Source organism: Caproicibacterium amylolyticum, assembly GCF_014467055.1.
GTDB lineage: Bacteria > Bacillota > Clostridia > Oscillospirales > Acutalibacteraceae > Caproicibacterium > Caproicibacterium amylolyticum.
Genome location: NZ_CP060696.1, coordinates 534,996 through 551,942 on the forward strand (window position 1 = coordinate 534,996; position 16,947 = coordinate 551,942).

The 16,947-nt window shown below is 48.6% G+C and carries 11 protein-coding genes; 2 read left to right on the top strand and 9 right to left on the bottom strand.

Annotated features, from left to right (window positions below; all coding sequences use genetic code 11):
- Window positions 1-68: 68 nt before the first annotated feature.
- Window positions 69-587, bottom strand: a complete 519-nt coding sequence (locus H6X83_RS02415) for a winged helix-turn-helix domain-containing protein (protein WP_212507588.1) — start codon at window positions 585-587, stop codon at window positions 69-71.
- Between the two features lie 40 nt (window positions 588-627).
- Window positions 628-3,294, bottom strand: a complete 2,667-nt coding sequence (gene mgtA, locus H6X83_RS02420) for a magnesium-translocating P-type ATPase (protein WP_212507589.1) — start codon at window positions 3,292-3,294, stop codon at window positions 628-630.
- A 210-nt stretch (window positions 3,295-3,504) separates the two neighbouring features.
- On the opposite strand from mgtA (H6X83_RS02420), the gene mgtA (H6X83_RS02425) reads away from it, so the two are divergent.
- Window positions 3,505-6,237 (top strand): magnesium-translocating P-type ATPase, encoded by a 2,733-nt coding sequence (mgtA, locus tag H6X83_RS02425; RefSeq protein ID WP_246419458.1) that lies wholly within the window; start codon window positions 3,505-3,507, stop codon window positions 6,235-6,237.
- Window positions 6,238-6,250: 13 nt separating this feature from the next.
- Window positions 6,251-6,403 (top strand): hypothetical protein, encoded by a 153-nt coding sequence (locus tag H6X83_RS02430; RefSeq protein WP_212507590.1) that lies wholly within the window; start codon window positions 6,251-6,253, stop codon window positions 6,401-6,403.
- Window positions 6,404-6,502: 99 nt separating this feature from the next.
- Here the strand turns inward: H6X83_RS02430 and H6X83_RS02435 are convergent, their stop codons facing one another.
- The 7 genes from H6X83_RS02435 to H6X83_RS02465 form a co-directional block, all read right to left on the bottom strand.
- Window positions 6,503-8,179, bottom strand: a complete 1,677-nt coding sequence (locus tag H6X83_RS02435; RefSeq protein ID WP_212507591.1) for a type 2 periplasmic-binding domain-containing protein — start codon at window positions 8,177-8,179, stop codon at window positions 6,503-6,505.
- Window positions 8,176-9,882: a sensor histidine kinase gene (locus H6X83_RS02440; RefSeq protein ID WP_212507592.1), complete on the bottom strand. Its 1,707-nt coding sequence runs from the start codon at window positions 9,880-9,882 to the stop codon at window positions 8,176-8,178. The genes H6X83_RS02435 and H6X83_RS02440 overlap by 4 nt, the downstream gene beginning before the upstream one ends.
- The gene (locus H6X83_RS02445; RefSeq protein WP_212507593.1) at window positions 9,869-11,389 is read right to left on the bottom strand and encodes a response regulator transcription factor; all 1,521 of its coding nucleotides are present in this window, start codon (window positions 11,387-11,389) and stop codon (window positions 9,869-9,871) included. Before H6X83_RS02445 ends, H6X83_RS02440 begins: the two co-directional genes overlap by 14 nt.
- A gap of 168 nt (window positions 11,390-11,557) precedes the next feature.
- The gene (locus H6X83_RS02450; RefSeq protein WP_212507594.1) at window positions 11,558-13,171 is read right to left on the bottom strand and encodes an alpha-amylase family glycosyl hydrolase; all 1,614 of its coding nucleotides are present in this window, start codon (window positions 13,169-13,171) and stop codon (window positions 11,558-11,560) included.
- 2 nt (window positions 13,172-13,173) lie between these two features.
- Window positions 13,174-14,034 carry a sugar ABC transporter permease gene (locus tag H6X83_RS02455; RefSeq protein WP_212507595.1) on the bottom strand — a complete coding sequence of 287 codons (861 nt, stop codon included), beginning with the start codon at window positions 14,032-14,034 and terminating at the stop codon, window positions 13,174-13,176.
- The gene (locus tag H6X83_RS02460; RefSeq protein ID WP_343063132.1) at window positions 14,034-15,431 is read right to left on the bottom strand and encodes a carbohydrate ABC transporter permease; all 1,398 of its coding nucleotides are present in this window, start codon (window positions 15,429-15,431) and stop codon (window positions 14,034-14,036) included. Before H6X83_RS02460 ends, H6X83_RS02455 begins: the two co-directional genes overlap by 1 nt.
- Before the next feature lie 141 nt (window positions 15,432-15,572).
- On the bottom strand, window positions 15,573-16,874 hold the full coding sequence (locus tag H6X83_RS02465; RefSeq protein ID WP_212507596.1) for an extracellular solute-binding protein: 1,302 nt from the start codon (window positions 16,872-16,874) through the stop codon (window positions 15,573-15,575).
- Between the last annotated feature and the right edge of the window lie 73 nt (window positions 16,875-16,947).

Genomic DNA, 16,947 nt, shown 5'->3' on the forward strand with positions numbered 1-16,947 from the left:
CAATGTGGAAAAGAACACACAGTTTGCTTCAGGAGTATTTTTCTTTCATTATTTAAAATAAATTAACCTTATGAATCTGTATTTTTTAAGTTGTCATTGAATTTGTAGCCAACACCCCAGATTGTCAAAATATAGGTTGGCTTGTCCGGATTTGGTTCAATCTTTTTGCGCAGCTTCCGGATAAAAGCCATAATGTTGCTGTCGGAAAGCAAGTAGTCTTCTTCCCAGACGGCGTTAAATATCTGCTCTTTTGTAAAAACGGTTCCCCGATTCTGCGCGAGAAAGTACAGAATATCAAATTCCTTCGGTGTCAGCAGGACAGGGGTACTGTTTAGCTGCACGGTACGGCTTTTTGGAAAGATTTCCAAGCTTCCGAATTTCAGAGGCGGCATCTGTACCACTGCGGCGGGGATTTCATCTTTTTCTTTGCAAATAATCAGGCTGCCGATTTTACCCTGCAGCAGTTCTGAAAGGCCTTCTTGCAGTTCTTTCATGCCTGCCGCATTTTCGGGAACTTGACTGCTTTGTTTCAGAAGCCATTGTAAGGAGGAGGCATCTGCGATAATAATGCTTGCGTTTTGTTTCAAGAAAATACCTCCTCTGGGACAATACTTAAAAATTATTAACCTAAAACAACCTGCTGTGCTTCTTTAAATACAGTGCTTTCACAACGGACGCAACCAGCATATAGCAGACGCACACAACAATGATGTAGAGATAAAAGTAAGGTGGAACAGCAGTCAGGCCGATACCCGCGGCGGCGGGAAGGCAGGAAAATACCGTCAGGCTGAGTATGCCGGCCAATGTGGTCAGCAGTACCGGCACAGAGGGACGGCTCTGCACAAAGGGGATGTCCTTTGTGCGCAGCATATATAGAATCAAAATCTGCGACCAGATGGATTCCAAAAACCACCCGCTTTGAAACAGTGTGGCAAACTGTGCCCGCAGAGCCGGGTTAGTGATCTCGTAGAATAAATGGCCGCCGCATGCGGTGGGGCAGACAAAAAAGTAAAGAAACAGAAAAGTCAGAATATCAAACACAGAACTGACTGGCCCAAAACAAAGCATAAAGCGAGAAAGGTGTTTGCCGGAAAACTCCGCCGGCTGTTTGAAAAGGCTGCTGTCCACGTTGTCCCATGGCAGCACCATGCAGATCATGTCGTACAGGAGATTCAGCAAAATCAGCTGCAGAGAAGTCATGGGCAAAAACGGCAGAAACAAACTGGCACACACGATGGCAATGATGTTTCCCAAATTAGAGCTTGCGGAAATGTGCACATATTTTGAAATATTGAGAAAGGTTTTTCTGCCCTCTAAAATGCCTTTTTCCAGGACATTTAAGTCCTTTTTCAGAAGTACCACATCAGAAACTTCTTTGGCGGCATCCACCGCATTTTCTACGGAAATGCCGACGTCTGCTTCCGCAAGCGCCGGGATGTCATTGATGCCGTCGCCGAGGAAACCAACGGTGTGGCCCTGTGCCCGCAGAGCATAGAGAATTTTCACCTTTTGCTGTGGTGTCAGCTCGGCAAAGAGGCTGCAGTTTTCCGCAGCCTCACGTAGTTGGCTGTCCGTCATTTCGGCGATTTGGCGGCCGGTAACAATGCGGCTGGCAGGAATGTTAAGCCGCTCGCAGACAGAGGCGGTTACCTCTGCGCTGTCACCGGACAAAATCTTGGTCTGTACTGACAAACGATGCAGCTTTTCCAGTGCAATTTTAGCAGATGCTTTTGGTGCATCAAAAAAAGCGAGGTACCCCAAAAGCGTCATGCTGTTTTCATCTGCGGCGGTTACAGTAGTTCGCTGCGGCGCAATTTCTTTTATCGCAACGGCAATCACCTTAATGCCGTCTTCCAGAATTTCTTCTGTTATGGCACGGATACTGTCGGTACGGTCTTTGCCCATAGGTACTGTTTTGCCATTGACACGAACAAAGCTGCAGCGCTCGCTGACCGCATCCACACTGCCCTTGGTAATCATCAGGCAACTGCCGTCGGTACTGTGCGCCAGCACACTTACACATTTTCGGCTGTAGTCAAAGGGCAACTCATCTGCCTTTTTCCAGTTGCCCAGCAAAGAGGAAAAATGCTGTTCGTGGTGCGGCATCCGGCGGCACTTCAGCACGGCGCTGTCAATATTATTCTGTGCACCGGAATGAAAGCTGCTGTTTATGAAGGCCATGTCAAGCACTGTGCTATCCTCATTGCCCAGAGCGTCCATGTAATATTCCAAAAGGATTTTATCATTCGTCAAAGTGCCTGTCTTATCCATACAGAGCACGTCCATACTGCCGAATACCTGCATGGAGTTCATATCTTTTATCAGTGTTTCTTTTTTTGACATGGCGATGGCGCCTTTGGTCAGGCAGGCGGTTATCACCATTGGCAGCATTTCCGGCGTAAGTCCAACAGCAACACTGAGCGCAAACAGAAAGGAGGTGACCCAGCTGCCATGCATGATTCCCAAAAGAAGAAAAATCATTGGAACCAGCAGAAGCATAAATTTGAGCAGCACTTTGGCAATGGAGGAGGAGGTAAGCGTAAAAAGATTCTTTTTGCTGCTTTGACAGGCATGAAAACTGCCGTAGAGCGTGTCCTGCCCCACTGCCAGCACAATGCCCTCTCCGCTGCCGCTGATAATCGTGCTTCCGGTAAAGCCAAGGTTGCGCAGTACAGCCAGAGAAGCCCCTGTGTGTTCCGGCAGGGTGGAGGCATCTTTTTCTAAAATTGCACTTTCGCCGGTAATGGCAGCCTGTGAAACAAATAGATCTGTAGCACTGATGAACCGTACGTCGGCGGGGATAGAGTCACCGGCACAAAGACGAATTCGGTCGCCAATGACCAATTCACTCATTGGCAGTTCGGCCAGCTGACCATCCCGAAAAACAGAAACGTTTGCATGAATCATCTGTGTCAGTTTGTCGGTGGCTTTTCGGGAGCGCAGTTCCTGTGAAAAGCGTAGGCATCCGCTGATTAGAAACATCAGCAGAATGATAGGTGCAGTGGTTAGTGAGTTTGGCGCGGCTTTTTGCGAAAGCATGGTATCTGCGAAAAAGGAAACAAAGCCGACTGTCAGTAAAATGACAGTCAGTGGATTCAAAAAAGCACGCCGCAGGCACTGCGGCAGTGAATCTTTTCTTTTCTGTATTTCATTGTTTCCATATTTTTCCCGCATAGCTTGTGCCGCCGCAGTGGAGAGACCGCCGATGGACAGGGAAAAGTCCTCTAAAAGCTGCGAAATACTTTTGTGGGAGTAGGTTTCAAGCCGTTCATGAAGTAAAGAATCCTTTGCCACGAAATTTTCTCCTGTTCCAAATTTTTCTTGCACTTCTTGTACTTGTACTATTAGCATTTTCGCATAATTTGGCGTATGTTTCAAGGCGAAAGTCGTTTTTTGAGTGAAAGCAAGAAAATCGCAAGATTTTGGTCATGGTCTCACCCGATTGTTTTTGTTATGCTAAAACAAGTGCAGACCGCAGTGTGCACAGACAGGAGGGAATGGATAATGACTTTTCGCAGCAAGCAGCTGCCAACCAAAAAGACCAGGCAGCTGGAACTCCGCAGGGAGAATGTCCGCAAAAGACTGATGGCAGCAGCCATGCAGGATAAGGGCTTGATTCTTGGCCGGATGGATGTTGGGATTGACGGCCTTTCAGAAGAACAAGTGGAAAAGAATCAGGAGCTTTACGGAAGTAACAAAATCGAAAGACAGAAAAGGGATTCGCTGCCGAAAAGGCTGATGAAAGCGTTTATCAATCCGTTTTCCTGCATTTTAATTTTTTTGGCGGTCATATCTTTCTTTCAGGATATTATTCTGGCAGAGCCGGGCGACAAAGACCCCGTGACCTTTATTATTATTACAACAATGGTATGCATCAGCGGTGTTCTGCGCTTTGTGCAGGAGACCCGCTCCGGAAACGCTGCGGAAAGCCTGCTGAAGCTGATTCGCACAACCTGCACCGTGCGCAGGGAGGGTACGCTGCAGGAAATTGATTTGGACGATTTGGTTGTTGGCGACATCGTGCATCTTTCCGCGGGGGATATGGTTCCGGCAGATGTGCGGGTGTTAAGCGCAAAAGATTTATTTGTCAGTCAGTCCTCCCTAACCGGAGAGAGCGAGCCGGTGGAAAAGAATGCGCAGCAGAGCGGCGAGATGATGTCCTTAACAGACTACAGCTGCTTGGCATTTATGGGCAGCAACGTCATCAGTGGCTCTGCGGAAGCAATTACTGCCGCAGTTGGGGAGGATACCCTGCTGGGTTCTATGGCCAAAGAGATTCAGAGTGTACCGCCCGCCAGCAGCTTTGAAAAAGGTGTCAATGCAGTCTCTTGGGTGCTCATTCGTTTTATGATGATTATGGTTCCAATCGTATTTTTCATAAACGGCATTACAAAAGGTGACTGGCTCAATGCGTTTACTTTTGCCGTGTCGATTGCGGTAGGACTGACGCCGGAAATGCTGCCGATGATTGTAACGACCTGCCTTGCAAAAGGGGCCGTTGCGATGTCCAAAAAGAAAACGATTGTTAAAAATCTCAATTCGATTCAGAATTTTGGTGCCATGGATGTTCTCTGCACCGATAAAACCGGTACGCTGACGCAGGATAAAGTTGTGCTGGAGTATCACATGAACATTACCGGCGCCGAGGACATGCGCGTTTTAAAGCACGCTTTTTTAAACAGCTACTTCCAAACCGGTTTAAAGAACCTGATGGATATCGCGGTAATTGAGCGAATGAAGGAAAGCGGTGAGGAGGGCAGCGAGCTGCAGGAGATTGCGGAAAAGTACACAAAGGTAGACGAAATTCCCTTTGACTTTGCCCGCAGACGCATGAGCGTGGTCGTTTCCGACGGCACAGGCAAGCGGCAGATGATTACCAAAGGTGCCGTGGAGGAAATGCTTTCGGTATGCTCCTATGTGGAGTATGACGGCAAGGTAACAGCGCTGACGGATGAAATGAAAGAAATGGCGCTTGCCACAGTGGATAAGCTGAACGATGACGGCATGCGGGTCATTGCGGTAGCGCAAAAAACCAATCCCGCGGCAGCGGACGCCTTTTCTGTGGCGGATGAAAGCAATATGGTCATGATTGGCTACCTGGCATTCTTGGACCCGCCGAAGGAGTCCACAAAGGCTGCAATCCAGGCGCTGAATGAATACGGTGTAAAAGTAAAAATCCTGACGGGTGACAATGAGCGTGTGACCCGCTGCATCTGCAAAATGGTTGGACTAAAGGTGCACAATATTCTGACCGGTGCAGATATTGAGAAAATGAATGAAAACCAGCTGAAAAAGACCGTTGAAAAAACAATGGTGTTTGCCAAGCTCTCCCCATCGCAGAAAGCGCAAGTGGTTACTGTTTTGCAGCAAAACGGCCACACGGTCGGCTTTATGGGGGACGGGATTAATGACGCCGCCGCTCTGAAAAGTGCTGATGTTGGCATTTCGGTAGACACAGCGGTAGATATTGCCAAGGAATCAGCAGATGTGATTCTGCTGCAAAAGGATTTGACAGTGCTGGAGCAGGGCATTGTAGAGGGCAGAAAAACTTATGCCAACATGATAAAATACATTAAAATTACGGCAAGTTCCAACTTTGGCAATGTATTTTCGGTGCTGGCGGCAAGTGCGTTCATTCCTTATGAACCGATGGCAGGCATTCACCTGCTGCTGCTCAACTTAATTTATGATATTTCCTGCACAGCAATTCCATGGGATAATGTGGACCGGGAATTTTTATTGAAGCCGCGCAAATGGGATGCTTCCAGTGTTGGTCGATTTATGCTGTGGATGGGGCCTGTAAGCTCTGTCTTCGACATTACAACATATTTGCTTTCTTATTTCGTCATCTGTCCGATGTTTGTACCCGGTGCAAACGGCAGGACATTTAATCAGATTCCGGCGGCGGAGGAAACAGTTCGCAATATCTACATGATGATGGCACAGGCAATCTGGTTTGTAGAGTCCATGTGGACGCAGGCAATGGTAATCCATATGATTCGCACCGAAAAAGTGCCGTTTGTGCAGAGCAGAGCATCGTTCCAGCTGACTGTGCTGACCTTTGCCGGTATGGCTGTGCTTACGGTGATTCCATTTACCGGAGTTGGCGCGAACATTGGCCTGTATCCATTCCCACCAGTCTGCTTTGTCTGGCTTGCTGCTACTGTGTTTTTGTATATGATGCTGGCGACGGCTGTCAAACGGATTTACATTAAAAAGCACGGAGAACTGCTGTAGGGAGGGGCAAAAAATGAAATTTTTAATTACCGCTGCCGCAGTACAAAATGTTATTGCAAGAGCAGCTGAAACTTACCATAGAAATACAGAATTGATGATTCTGCTGTTTGGCATCATTTTGGCCGTTACAATCGTTTTGCTGATTGCCGGCAGAAAAAAATCATGAAAAAAGATGCTCTTTGTGACCAGGCAAATTACACCCTGACCATAACAGTATTTTATACTGAATCATGGCTAGGGCGCTTTTTTACCTGCCTTTTCATCATCACTGCTGATTTTCTTGTTGTGTTAGTTTTTCGCCGCCCATGTCATACCAGCGCTGTACAAAGGTATCAAAGTATGTAATCGGCTGATTGCCAATAATTATATTTAAAAAGGCTTCTTTTTCAAGTTCAGCGAGCTCGGAGGGAATTGCTGTGTTGGTGGCGGAGGTTTGCTTATTTACGTAAGTGACTTTGTTGTTTAGCAGCAGCTTAACCGCTGTAATGCGGGAGGTGAAAGCTGCCCAGGAGGTTGGCTGCTTGACCTTTTGCGAAAGGTAGGTATTGCAGCTTTTATAGTACGCACGCTCCACCATATTCAGACTGGTTTGCGGGGAGGAACCATTCAGCACAGAAAGAATATGGTTGGTAGTCCGTGTGACAGCGTCGCTGTAGTCACAGTTTAGCACCAGCGGTGTTGCAGTTGGGTCAACATTTTCGGAAAAATAGGTTTGCAGCTCTGAAACCGCAGGGTCCTGATATCGTGCGTAGTCATACAGTGTACTCATAATTTTCATGACGATTTCCGGATGATTGTAATTTTTGCGGACTACGATATATTTGGGGGATGCTGCCGGCAGACAGACGCGAACCGTACCGTCTGAACCGGTAGGCAGCAGGTAAGGCACCCATTGGGCGGAAGGATTTTTCTGCATGCTTTGAATCAACGGATTGTTCGGTGCCCACCACCAGCCGAACAGTGCGCCGGTTTTTCCCGCGGCTACCAGTGCGGCGGCATTATCATTGGTACGCAGCATAAAATCCGGGTCGATGATTCCGTCGCGGTACCATTCATGCAGCAGGGCAAGTGCCTTGCGCGTGTTCTGCGTTACAGAGCCGTATACTTTTCCCCCACTTTTATCCTGAATCCACTTTTTGGGGTAAGAGTCAAACTGTGCAAACAGCGGGTCAAGTGAATAACAAGTGGAGGGGTTGCCAACTAAGTCTGAGTCACACACCAGTCCCACGTTGTTGTCCAAACCATTTTTCCCTGGGTCTTTCTCTACAAACGCCTGAATGATTTTCTTGGCATCCGCAAGTGTTTTGGGTGCGGAAAGCCCCAGCTTGTCCATCCAGTCCTTGCGCAGCCACAGAAAATTGGGACCGCTGTACACATCTGTTTCCGGCAGTGCCATGATTTTTCCGTTGAAGGTTACGGAATCGATCAGACCGTCGTAACTGTTGTAAATTTCACGCAGCCGGGGGCTGGCGCAATGCTTAAAGGCATCCGTCAGGTTGGCGACAAGGTCGTTTTGTATCATGGTGATTAAAAACTTGCGGCTGTTTACCAGCATGACATCCGGCAGGTCCTGATTGGCAACGGAAAGCTCCACTTCGGCTTCATAATTGTCGCTGTCCGTTACTTCAAAAGTATCTTTGTTTTGAATGTTTAGCTTCTTTTTCAGGTAACGGGTATAGGCATTGTTTTCATAGGTGCTACCGGCAGGCATATTGGAATTGTTGCCGCTGCACATTTTGCCAAGGGTATAAGTAACTGTTTGCGGATAAGGGGAAAAGGGAGCCGATTTTGCGGTTTCCCAGCTGCTCTTTTTCAGGGCAGGCGGTGCGGAAGAAGACACGGAGTTGGAGGCTGTGCCGCCGCTTCCACATCCGGCTAAAATACCGGAGAGCAGAGAAACAGTCAGCAGGCAGGCCGCAAGGCGATAGGTGGGTTTCATCATGTTGAAAGCTCCTCCTTTCCGTTTTTGGGAATGTTAACGGATACCACAGTGCCGCAGCCGGGTGAACTGGAAATTTTCAGCGCATGCGTGCTGCCGTAAAGCATGACAATGCGGTCATTTACGTTTTTCATACCGTAACCGGTGGTTTCACAGTTAATGATGCTGTCTGCTTTTTCCTGCGTCATGCCGACACCATTGTCCCGTACAGTAAAAACAATGTCACTTTTCGTTTGCTGTGCAGAAATAGCAAGGCTGCGTTCACCGGTTTCCTTTACGTCCAGCCCGTGTTCCAGTGCATTTTCAACAATGGGCTGTAAAATCAGTTTGGGCATTGTATACGGATAAACTGCTTCATCAATGTCCCAACTGACGGTGAAATTGTTGTCGTGCATCATCAGTTGAATTTCTAAGTAAGAACGGATATTTTTTAACTCATCAGCAGCTGTCAGCAGGCTTTTGCCTTTGTTCAGCGTCGTCCGGTAAAACTTTGAAAGGGCAAGGGTAATGCGGCTGATGTCCTTTTCCCCGGCGGCAAGTGCTTTCCAGTTAATCATAGACAGGGTGTTGTACAGAAAATGCGGGTTTATCTGTGACTGCAGTGCTTTCAGCTCTGCCTCTTTTTGCGCCAGCTGGCTTTCGTAGACTTGATGAATGAGCTGATCGATTTTAGCAATCATTCTGCGGAAATTTTGAATCATGATGCCGATTTCGTCATTTTCCCGACTGGTCACAGTGACCTTCATGTTCCCGGTGGAAACAGAAACCATATTCTGCGTCAGCGCTTCAATGCGGCGGGTCATTGTGTGGGAAAGCAGCCGCCCGAAAATCAACAGAACCAGCAGGCTGACACCGAGCATAGCCAATGTGCGCGCGGCCGTCAGCTGGGCGGCCGCGGAAAGACTGCTGTTGGTCGTGTAAAGGTAAACGTCCCAGTTTAGCCCGTCTATATGGTGCTGTAAGCAGATGCGGCTGGTACGGATGGAGTTGCAAAATTCCTCTTGGCTGGTGGTGAAGCCTTTATCTGCAGTGCCGGAAACGTACAAAATGTGATTGTCCTGAAAGACTGCAACATCCGCATTTTTTTGCTTCATTTGTACCAATGGCTGCAAAAAGGAATGCATGTCATATTGAATTGTAAGGTAGCTGTTGTTCTGTCCCTGATAATTTGAAACTTTGCAGACAGAGAGCATGGTGTCCTTCTGTGTGCTGTCCAAAATCCACTGAAAGCCCGGCGCATCCTGCACCAGCCCAAACCATTTTTGTTCTTTGAAAGCGCGCAGCGGCCTTAAAATGCTGCCATAATCGGTTGTGACACCGCTGGAGTATACGGTAATACCTTTCATATCCGTGGCAAAGTAGCGGATGGTGGTTAGCAGCGGCTTCACCGTTTGCGTATACATTTTATACTTTTCATAACGTTCACTGCCGTCCAGTGCCAGCGCACTGTTTAACCCATCGTTAAAGACAATGTAACGGGCCATCAGGTCGTCCCGTGCAACTTGATTTTCAACAGAGGTGGTGGCCTGCAGCAGAGAAGTTTTCATGTTGGTTGACTCTTCGTCACCAACAATTTTTTGAAATTCAGTAAAAAGTGTGACACCAAGAATGAAAATGGGAATGATGCCTGCCAGCATCAGTGCAATGTTCAGTTTCGTCCGGTATTTCGTATCCCGGCATTTTTGGAGCAGCTTATTCGTTTTCATTTTCTGCCATCCTGAAGCGGTGCGGACTGGTTCCGAAATGTTCCCGGAAACGTTTGCAGAAATAAGAAACGTTTGTAAATCCGGTTTTCTGACAGACCTGCACAATTTTCATATTGGTGGTTTCCAAAAGGCACTTTGCCTGTGCCAGCCGATAGGCACGTATGTAGGAATTTAGGTTTTGTCCGGTTTCCTTTTTAAAGATAACGCTGAGGTAGCCCGGCGAGAGATAGACTTTTTCTGCAAGTGCTTCAACACTTAAATCTTCATCATAGTGCTGTGAAATGTAAGCTTTCACCATGTTGACATCTGCACGGGCGCTGTCCTGGCCAATTCTGCTATTCCTCTCATAGGCGCAGATGCTCTGGTGCAGCAGCGCACAAACCTGCGGCAGCGTTTTGGCGCGGTAAAGTTCCTCCAGTACAGCGCTGCGGCTGTCAGAATCAGTAGCAGAAGTATTCCAGAGAAGGTGCAGGGTGGTGGAAGCTGAGAATTTATCGGCCGCATTGACGGGCATGTCTACGGTTTCTAAAAAGCTGCTGCGCATATCGTAAAAACTTTTCCACAGCAGTGCAACGTCGCCGCGGCGTGCACTTTCCTGCAGCTGTTCAAACATCTGGGTCAGCAGTGCTTTGTCCGGATGAACAGGTTTTGCTGCTGCTTCCAGCTGCAGCAGATGACTGTCCGAATCAGCATTGCTGCCTAGCAGCCGCACCAGTCCGCGAAATGTTTTTGTCAGTTCCTCTGGGCCGGAAAGCTGTCCGCTGAAGGCTAATAAAACTGGCTGACCGCTGCGCTTTTCCAGGTACTGCTGTGCAGTCTGTGCGAGCATCCGGCGGCTGCAGGGAAACGGCTGCCCCAGCAGAAAAGCAGCCCGTGTGTCCTGCAAAACCAATGAATAAACCAAGCAGTGCAGGCTTTGCTGAAAATCCGTCTCACGAAACCACTGTTGGTCTTCTGCAAAAATCGGTGCGCTGCTTTCTGCCACAAACAGGCAGCTGCAGTTTTGCCACAGTGAAATATCTGCGAATTCTCCGGCTTTCTGCAAATCGGCCGCCGTGCCCTGGCGCAGGTACTGCTGCAGGTAATAGTTGCTTTCAATTTTGTAAAGCTGTTTTTTTACTTCCAGCAGTTTTTTTCGTTCTGTCACATTTGCGGTTACCCGTTCCATCGCTTCCCGAAATTCTTCCGGATCAACCGGCTTCAGTACATAATCCGAAACGCCGTATTGAATGGCCTGCTTTGCAAAGGCAAAATCGTTGTATCCGCTGAAAATGATGATTTGCAGTTCTTTTTGCAGCCTTTTGGATTCTTTTGACAGTTCCAGACCGTTCATAAAGGGCATCTTGATGTCGGTGAGCAGAATATCAAAGGAAATCTGCTGCAAAAGGGCAACCGCATTTTTGCCGTTTTCTGCTTCGTAGATTTCAAAATTTTCATCCAGTTCCCGCAGCAGAAAGCAAATTCCGTTCCGTCCAACTTTTTCATCATCCACAACAAGCACCCGCACTGTACAGACCTCCTTGGCTTTACTGTTGGCATTTAAAGCGTATTGAATCCACAAAATTATAGCACATTCTTTGAAATTTTTCACTAATAATTAAATGAATACAAAAAAATCCCGCTCCTGGTAAGGAACGGGACGATGGGAGGAAGCTGTATATTGAAAAAAGGTAGCTCAGCTGAGAACGGCAATGCTCCTTGCGGGCATTGTCAGCTCGATTCCCTGCTGCCGGACTTGGTCGCCGCCGGTCACGAGAGAATCCCTCAGCTGAAGGTTCTTGTAGGCATCGCTGTTCAGCGAAACGCCGGTGCTGCTTTTGCTGAAATTATAAAGAATGTAGCAGGAGGACTGCCGCCACGTTTTTTGAATGGCACTGACGCAGCCTTTGGAAAGACCGTTTGCCACAGTGACTTTGCCGCGGGGGATTTCCGGGTACTTCGCGCGCAGGGCAATCGCCTGTTTGTAGTATTGGTATACGGAGGAAGCATTGTCCTTTTGCTCTTCGTAGCTGCCAAACGGGTGCTGCGGCACGGTGCAGTCAGGCGGCGGCTGGGTAACGCCGTCGGTTCCTTTGGCGTTCCAGTACATAGGGGCGCGTTTGTTGGGGTCGGTGCCGGAGCCTTTCATGCCGAGTTCCTCGCCGTAGTAAACAAACGCGCTGCCGCTCATCAACAGATTCATGGCGCCGGCCATTTTGCAGCGTGCCTCATCGCCGTTTACAAACCCGGCTATGCGGCCGACGTCGTGATTGCTTAAAAACGGTGCGTCAATCATTTTGGGGTTGGACTGCGTGAGCAGGTTTTGCACCGTCACCAGATTTTTGCCGTATTTCTGGATGGTGTCCTCGTTGCCGTTGCAGTTGACCGTACGGATAATCTGGCCGTCATTGTTACCGTAGGGATAGTTAAAGATGCTGTCAATGCCGCTTTTGTAGTAGTCCTGGATTGTTGGAAGCGTATCCCAAACCTCGGCCACCAAATAGGCATTTTTACTGCAGCTTTTCACATAATTTGTGAACCAGTGCAGTACCTCAACGTTTTTTTCCGTATTGCCGCTGAAATATTCTTTAGCGGCATCCAGTCGGAAGCCGTCAGCGCCTTTGTTAAGCCAGAAGGAAGCGGCCTTTTCCATTTCCTTGCGCACAGCGGTGCTGCTAAGGTTGAGGTCCGGCATGTTGGCGGAGAAAACGCCCTCATAAGCCCAATCCGTTCCCTCAACAGGACGGTCGTTTGCCTGCGGGTTAGCCGCTAAGTGAAAGTTGTAGTATCCAACATAGGGGCATTTCTGCAAATCCGGCTGTGCGCCTTTGGGCAGTGTTTTCAAGTACGCAACCGCTTTTTGAAACCACGGATGCTCACTGGAGGTGTGGTTCATTACAAAGTCCAGAATTACGCGAATCCCCTTTTTATGGCAGGCGGCGGCAAATGCTTCAAAGTCCTGCATGGTGCCGTACTGCGGGTCAATGCTGCAGTAGTCGGTCACGTCATATTTGTGGTAGCTGGGGCTTTTGCAGATGGGCATCAGCCAAAGTCCGGTAAAGCCGGTGTCCGAAAGGTAGGGCAGCTTTTGAGTCAGACCTTTTAGGTCACCGATGCCGTCCCCGTTGCCGTCACAATAGGAACGGACGAACACTTCACAGTAGGTGCGGTAGTTGTCATCAATCACGGCCGGCTTTGTGTCCGCGGTTTTTGAGGTGCATCCTGCGCAGCTGCAGGCACACAACGAACCTGCCAGCACTGCACACAGTGTTCTTCTCAGTGTCATTAGAAATCCTGTGTTCTTTTTCATGGTTATCCCTTTACCGCGCCGGTCAGCCCCTCGGTGTAGTACCGTTGGACAAATAGGAACAGGATGGCGATGGGGATGGATACGCACACTGCACCGGCGGCAAAACAGGTGTACCAGTTATCAATGTTTTCTTTCTCAAGCATTTTCCACAGGCCAATCGCAACTGTGTAGTAATCGGCGTTGGCGCGGCAGATAACCTTGGCAAAAATGAAGTCCAGCCACGGTGCCAGAAAGCTTTGTATGACTGTGTAAACAATAATAGGTTTGCTCAGTGGGATGGTAATACGGGTAAAGACGTTCCAGCGTGTGCAGCCATCCAAGTAGCCTGCTTCGTCCAGTGTTTTCGGAATTGTGTCGAAAAAGCCCTTGGCTATGTAAAACGTAAGCCCGGCACCACCCGAATAAACCAGAATCAGTGCCACACGAATCATGGAACCCTCCGAAAGGCCAACTGCCTTTAAAATGAAGTATACGGCAATCATGGACATAAATCCGGGGAACATGGTCAGCACCATGGCAACATTCATAAAGGGTTTGCGCATGCGAAAGCGCAGCCGTGACATGCAGTACGCAATGGAAAGAATAAAGAAGGTGGAAATAATGCAGGAAAAAATGGCAATAATCAGCGTGTTTGCAAACATACGCGGGAAATTGAGCACCTGCGTGTCGGTAAACAGCTTTACATAGTTTGCGGTTGTGTAGCTTTTCGGGAAGAAGGTGGAAATGTAGGAGCCTTTTTCGGCGCGGAAGCTGGTCATAACAATCCAAAAGATTGGGAACACCCAAATAACCGCCAAAATGGCAAGAATAATATGTACAATCGAATTGGTTACGTGCTTTTTTATGCTGCGTTTTTTCTTCATTACTGGAAAGCCTCCTCATTGTTGTAGGAGCCGCTTCTGCGGTAGGTAATCAGGGATACGACCATCATAACCACAAAGGTCAGAATGCCGATGACCGAGGCAAGGTTGTAGTATTGCTGGTCAACGGTCAGCTTGTAAAGCCAGGTGACCAGCAGGTCGGTCTTGCCGGCAGTGTAGCCAACCGGTGTCGGGTCGCCGCCGGAGAGCAGGTAGATGACATTGAAGTTGTTGATGTTGCCGGTAAAGGTCATGATTAGGTAGGGTGTGGTGACGAACAGCATATAGGGCAGTGTGATCTTAAAGAAAATGACAACACTGCTGGCACCGTCCACTTTGGCTGCCTCGTACAGTTCCTTTGGAATGTTCTGCAAAATTCCGGTGACCTGAAGCAGCGTAAACGGAATGCCGACCCACAGATTGATAATAATCACCGTAAGGCGTGACCAGGTGGCATCCGTAAAAAACGGAAGCGGGCTGCTGATAAGCCCGGCGTTCTGCAGCAGTACATTCACTGCACCGCCCGGCTGCAGCATGGTGCGCATAATCAGCAGGGAAACAAACTGTGGAATCGCAATGGAAAGTACAAAGCAGAAACGCCAGAAGGCTTTAAAGCGGGTATCCTTGCGGTTAATTACGATTGCCAATATCATGCCGAGAATGTAGTTTAAGAACGTTGCGGCTACTGCCCATACCAGCGTCCAGCCGAGCACAGACCAGAAGGTTTGGCCGATGGTACCGCTGGAATTCAGCACGGTGCTAAAGTTTTTCAGCCCGACCCAATCAAACAGGATAAGGTGGTCGCCCTCTTTGCTGTAGTTGGTAAAGGCCATGCAAATCATAAAGACCAGCGGCAGCAGGGTAAAGGCAAAGATGCCGGCCAGTGGCAGCGGCATAAGCAGTTTGTGCAGGTTCCTGTCAAACAAGTCACGTACATCTTCTGTAAAAGTGCTGATGTGTTTGTTATGTTCCTGCTGATACTGTGCTTTATAACTGCTTTTTACAGAAGAAGCCCAAAATAAAGCGAATAGAATAATGATTGCTACACTGGCAACGCCGTAAAGTAAAATCAGCAGCGAATTATCGCCTGCAGTATACTCATAGATGCCCTTTGCTTCATTCCATACCTTTTGCTGGGCCTTTCCACCAAGCGAGGGCAGCATGAAGATGCAGTGCAGGCCGTTCGCAATCAAAAACCAGATGAAGCCCACTTCTGCGCAAAGATAGATAAGTCCCTTAACAATCCGGCGATGCATCAGGTTGCCAAAGCCCATGACCAGAAAAGAAACGCGTGTTTTCCAGTCCCCATTGCAAGCCGCGTTTTTCAGCGTTATGGGTGCTGCAGACATGGATTCTTTAGAGCGCATAAGCGGCAGTGCTGCTGCAGAAACTTTTTCCACAATGATTTCCTCCGTTCTGTGCAGCTGCCGGGATTTCCGCAGACAGCTGCCAAATATGAATTTAAAAAATGCCGGCCGGAATTTCCGACCAGCATCGAATGAAAATATAAGAGAGTTTACAGCCAATGCAGTCAGCAGAAATCAGGAAACAGGATTCTTATAGGCCTTGGTCAGTGCCTCTACCTTGGAAGCTGCGTTGTCCTTTGTGATTTCTTTGCTGATAAGGGCTTTGCCGAAGTTTTCGGTGGGGGTCCAGAAGTCCTTCATGGAAGCAACAAAGGGCTGAATGATGGAGGTCTTCTCAAAGGTTTCGTTTTGTGCAGTGACCATAGCATCTTTCTGAATGTCAGTATCCTTCAGAACTTCGGTGTTGCAGGGAACGATGCTGCGGAGCTTGTAGTGACTGCGCTGTGCATCTGCGCCGCCCAGATACTTTGCGAGTGCAACCGCGACTTGTGGGTTTTTGGTGTTCGGGTTTACGCCGATTGCTTTAGAGCCGGAGAAACTCTTGAGCTGCTTTTCAGAACCGCCGATGTTCACAGTCGGCAGAGAAACTGCACCAAAGTTGCTGCCCAGTGCTTCTTTTACAGCAGCTGCATCCCAAGAGCCGGAGAAATAAGCGGAAATGCTGCCGTCACGCAGGCCTGCAAGGCCGGAACCGTCAGCGTCATTCTTAAAGTTCGGGTTTGCTACCAAAGTGGCTAAGTACTTGGTGACTTCTGTGCCCTTGTCACCACCAAACTGAATGCCGGCAGATTCATCTGTGCCCTTATCACCGTACATAGTGCAGCCGTTTGCAATGAAGAATGCCGGCAGGTACCAGGAGTTGGAAATAGGGAAGGCGACCTTGCCTTTTTTCAGCATTGCGTCAAGGCTCTTTACGTCTGTGTCAGAGAACTTGCTTTTGTTGTAATACATGAACCAGGTGTTGGTTGTGAAAGGCACTCCGTAAACACTGTCTTTCACAGTAACAGAGTCAATGATTTCTTTTGAGCAGCTGGATTTGATTTCATCCACGGTGGAACCACCCAGCTCGGACAGCGCGTTTGCTGAAATCAATGTATTGATCTGATCGTTTGCGAAGAAGTACACGTCACCGGCCGCGGAGGGGTCCTGCGTAACGGTCTTGCCTGCGTCACCTTCGCTGCAGGCGGAGTATTTAAACGTGATGTTCCACTTTGGATGCAGCTTTTTGAACTGCTCGCACGTGGTTGGCAGCCAGTTGCCTTTGTCTTTCGCCTGGTCCTCTGCAGGCCCCCAAACGTTCAGCGTGCAGGTCAGTGCTTCATCCTCTGCGCTGGCTGTGGATGTTGCCGCTGTGCTGTCGGCTTTACTGTCGGAAGCGGCTTTGCTGCTGGATGAGGAAGATGCAGTACCGCTGCACCCTGCCATACTGGCGGTGAGCATGGCACCGGCCAGAACTGCTGCAAGAACTTTCTTCATAATTACAACTACCTCCTGAATTTTTCTATTTGGTCAGACCCTGTTGCCTGACCTCATGCTTTCATTATAAATT